Origin of the sequence: Flavobacterium bizetiae (assembly GCF_902804475.1) — a bacterium.
GTDB lineage: Bacteria > Bacteroidota > Bacteroidia > Flavobacteriales > Flavobacteriaceae > Flavobacterium > Flavobacterium bizetiae.
The window spans coordinates 1-3,670 of record NZ_CADCSU010000158.1; the positions used below are offsets into that span (position 1 = coordinate 1).

Below are 3,670 nucleotides of genomic sequence, written 5' to 3' on the forward strand. Positions count from 1 at the left end.
ATTACAGCGTATCTTGTGTATTTTGATGCTTGCATATTGTGTTTATTTTGAGTTAATTTAAATTTGAGAATCGTAAATATAATAGTTTATTTTAATTGATGTAAATCTCTCTCAATTTTTTGTATTTTTTAGCAATAAAGTGCTTCATTAAATGTTTGATTAATTATGATGAGAAAACAATATAACTTACGTAAAAGCGAACAGGGACTAAAAGCCTGGGATGTTCATCGACTAATTGAATTGTCTAAAGATCTGCCCGTAAAAAGCATTTTATTGTCTGATATAAAAGAAGTAAATGAACCTTATTGGTTCGAACATAATACCAATTTACCAACTTGCGCAGATGTTCTCAACCATATGAAACTTGTTCAGCAAGCAGATCTAAAGTATCCTATTATTTTATGTTCAGACGGACGCTTAATGGATGGAATGCATCGGGTAATTAAGGCGTTGCTGGAAGGTCATCTTGAGATTCAGGCAATTCGGTTTGAGAGTACGCCAGAGCCTGATTTTATTAATATTCCCGTTGATGATTTACCTTATTGAATTATAACAAAAAAGCCCTGAAAATTTCAGGGCTTTTGATATTTATAAAAAGAGAAAATTATGCTTCCTGCATAGTATGATAAACGTTCATAACGTCATCATCTTCTTCGATTTTTTCGATTAGTTTTTCAACATCAGCGATTTGAGCTTCTGTAAGTTCTTTGGTAATTTGCGGAATACGCTCAAAACCTGAAGATAAAATCTCTAAACCTCTGTTTTCTAATTCTTTTTGCAAAGCACCAAAACTTCCAAAAGGAGCGTAGATTAAAATTCCGTCTTCGTCCTCAAAAACTTCCTCAGCACCAAAATCAATTAGTTCTAATTCTAATTCTTCCGGATCAAGATCACCTTTTGCAATTCTAAAGTTGCAAGTATGATCAAACATAAACTCAACAGAACCCTGAGTTCCCATTGTACCGTTGCATTTATTAAAGTAGCTACGAATGTTGGCTACAGTTCTATTATTGTTGTCAGATGCAGTTTCAATCAAAATAGCAATTCCGTGAGGAGCATATCCTTCAAACAAAATCTCTTTATAGTTGGCAGTATCTTTATTACTTGCATTTTTTATCGCGCGCTCTACATTGTCCTTAGGCATGTTAGCAGCCTTAGCATTTTGTATTACAGCTCTTAATCTAGAATTGGCATCTGGGTTAGGACCGCCTTCTTTAACAGCCATAACGATGTCTTTACCAATTCTGGTAAAAGTTTTGGCCATTGCTGACCAACGTTTCATTTTTCTTCCTTTTCTAAATTCGAACGCTCTTCCCATTTCTAATTTTTAGTTTTGAGATGCAAAAATACGGTTATTCCTTATTTTTGCAAAATCAAAGATTAAGTTTTTTTGATTATGTTGTTGAGAATAATTTAACTGCAGAGAACGCCAAGATTTGCGCAGAGTTCGCAAAGCTTTTTTTAAGAAATATCATTTTCAAAGCCGAAGGCTTTGAAAATGTGATAAAATCTAAAATCTAAAATCTAAAATCTAAAATCTAAAATCTAAAATCTAAAATCTAAAATCTAAAATCTAAAATCTAAAATCTAAAATCTAAAATCTAAAATCACTATTTCATCGCATTAAACTCATTAATAACATTTACTGCTTCGTTCAGGTACGGATTTGTTTTTAGATTATTAATCTGATATTGATTTATCGTTTTTTCGTTAGGATAAACACCCAGTAAAAACTGATTCACCGTAGAATTGTAAACGTCTAAAGGATTATTTTCATCATTAAAAGTATTGATTTCTTTCCAAAGAGAATTTACGATTTTCTTCTGTTTAAAAATGGCGTCCAAAGTCATCGGAATCTCTGCTTTTGGCGTATTTACAAGCTGATCAATCTTTTGGTTTATCTTTTTAATATTGTTAAAGAAATAGTTGTCAGCCAGTCGTGTACTACTATTTTTTGCCAGTTTGTCGATTAAAGCCCTTTTTACGTAAGGTCTGAATTTTATAGAAGTCTGAATACTGTCATTTTTAATAGCAGTAGGGAAATCACTTTCTTTTTGATAAACGCCCTCATAAAATTCAGGAAGGACTACATCGGGTTTAACCCCAACATATTGATGGCTTTTTCCTGTAACGCGGTAGAATTTATTAATGGTAATTTTCAGGAAGTCTGTGTTTTTTGTTTCGTCAAGCGAAAGGATGGTTTGCATGGTAGCTTTTCCAAGTGTATTGCTGCCTAATAACAATGCGCGATTATAATCTTGCAATATCGAAGAGAAAAATTCACTTGCCGAAGCCGTATTACTATTCACTAAAATCACAATCGGACCTTTATAAATCAAACCTTTATAAGGATCATTAATTACCGATTGTAGTTCTTTATTATCTACCACAATAGAAAGCGGACCGTAATCAATAAACATTCCGGCAAGTTTTATGGCTTCTTCCATAGACCCGCCGCCATTATCAATTAAATCAATTACAAGACCTTTTATATTATCCCTTTCCAGTTTCATAACCTCGCGCGCCACATCATCGGCACAACCTTTTCGGCTATTGCCATCTAAGTCAGCGTAGAAACTCGGAATTTTGATGTATCCAATTTTACTGTCTTTACCAATTATAAAACTAAAAACCGAATTATCCTCATCCTTCATTACCTGCTTTTCGATATCCACATCAAAGCTTTTACCCGAATTTCGCTTTAGCGTAAGCGTAATATTTTTGTTCGCTTCAGATAAAATCATTGTCGAAATAGATTCTAACGAAGCACACGAAACCTGCAAAGATTCTTTTTGATTGGATATCGAAACAATCTGATCGCCCTTTTTTATCTGTCCCGTTTGGTACGCAGGACCATTGGGGTCAAGTTCGGCTATAATAATTTCATTTTTTTCGTTTAGACTTACAGTCATCCCCAAAGACAAATGCTCTTTTGATAATGAAGCGACAAAACTCGTTTTAGAATCATCGCTAAAATAGGCCGTATGCGGATCAAAATACGTGCAAAAGAAATTATATAGTTTTTCCTCCTGTTTTGTATTTGTTTCCAGCAACGTATTAATGCGGCAGATTTCGTTCGCCACAATTAAGTTTTTCGACTTCAATTCAATCGACTTAAAATTGGTTTTAAGTGAATCCAAGTTATCACTCGATTCGGCAATTTCATCCAGAATCTGATATCTGATTTTTTTCGTCCAAACCTTTTCTAAATCTTCTTTTTTGAGGTAAAAAGCGAATGATTTTTTATAAAACCTGATCGTATCTTGTTTGGTATAATCGATCGGTTCTTTCTGAATTTTTTCAAGAACAGTCTTTGTTCTTAAAAGACCATTTTTATAAACAGAGGTAATATCGTCCAGAAAATCGCAATGATCACTCAAGATAAGATCATCAAGATTGGTTCTGTATTTGTTCGCTAAATCATCATATTCTGATTTAAAAAATATATTTCGTGAAGGATCTAACTCATTGATTAAGTTATCAAAAACAAAAACCGACAAACTATCGTCTACCAGTTTTGGTCTAATATGTTCTTCCTGAATAAGTGCATTTATTTTGTTTAGTATCTCACAAGTGTTGTTGCTATTTTGGCTAAATAGAACATTTGTAAACAACATCAATACTAATAATATTTTTTTCATAAATCGAAAATCTTCGTTTAGATTAAAAT

The 3,670-nt window shown here is 32.9% G+C and carries 3 protein-coding genes; 1 reads left to right on the forward strand and 2 read right to left on the reverse strand.

Features of this window, described 5'->3' with window-relative positions:
* The first annotated feature begins 165 nt into the window (after nucleotides 1-165).
* Nucleotides 166-546: a hypothetical protein gene (locus FLACOL7796_RS20665; RefSeq protein ID WP_232067419.1), complete on the forward strand. Its 381-nt coding sequence runs from the start codon at nucleotides 166-168 to the stop codon at nucleotides 544-546.
* A gap of 58 nt (nucleotides 547-604) precedes the next feature.
* Here the strand turns inward: FLACOL7796_RS20665 and FLACOL7796_RS20670 are convergent, their stop codons facing one another.
* Both FLACOL7796_RS20670 and FLACOL7796_RS20675 read right to left on the reverse strand, forming a co-directional pair.
* Nucleotides 605-1,318 carry a YebC/PmpR family DNA-binding transcriptional regulator gene (locus tag FLACOL7796_RS20670; protein ID WP_029269334.1) on the reverse strand — a complete coding sequence of 238 codons (714 nt, stop codon included), beginning with the start codon at nucleotides 1,316-1,318 and terminating at the stop codon, nucleotides 605-607.
* A gap of 292 nt (nucleotides 1,319-1,610) precedes the next feature.
* A partial coding sequence (locus FLACOL7796_RS20675) for a S41 family peptidase (protein ID WP_232067420.1) occupies nucleotides 1,611-3,670 on the reverse strand: 2,060 nt, incomplete at its 5' end.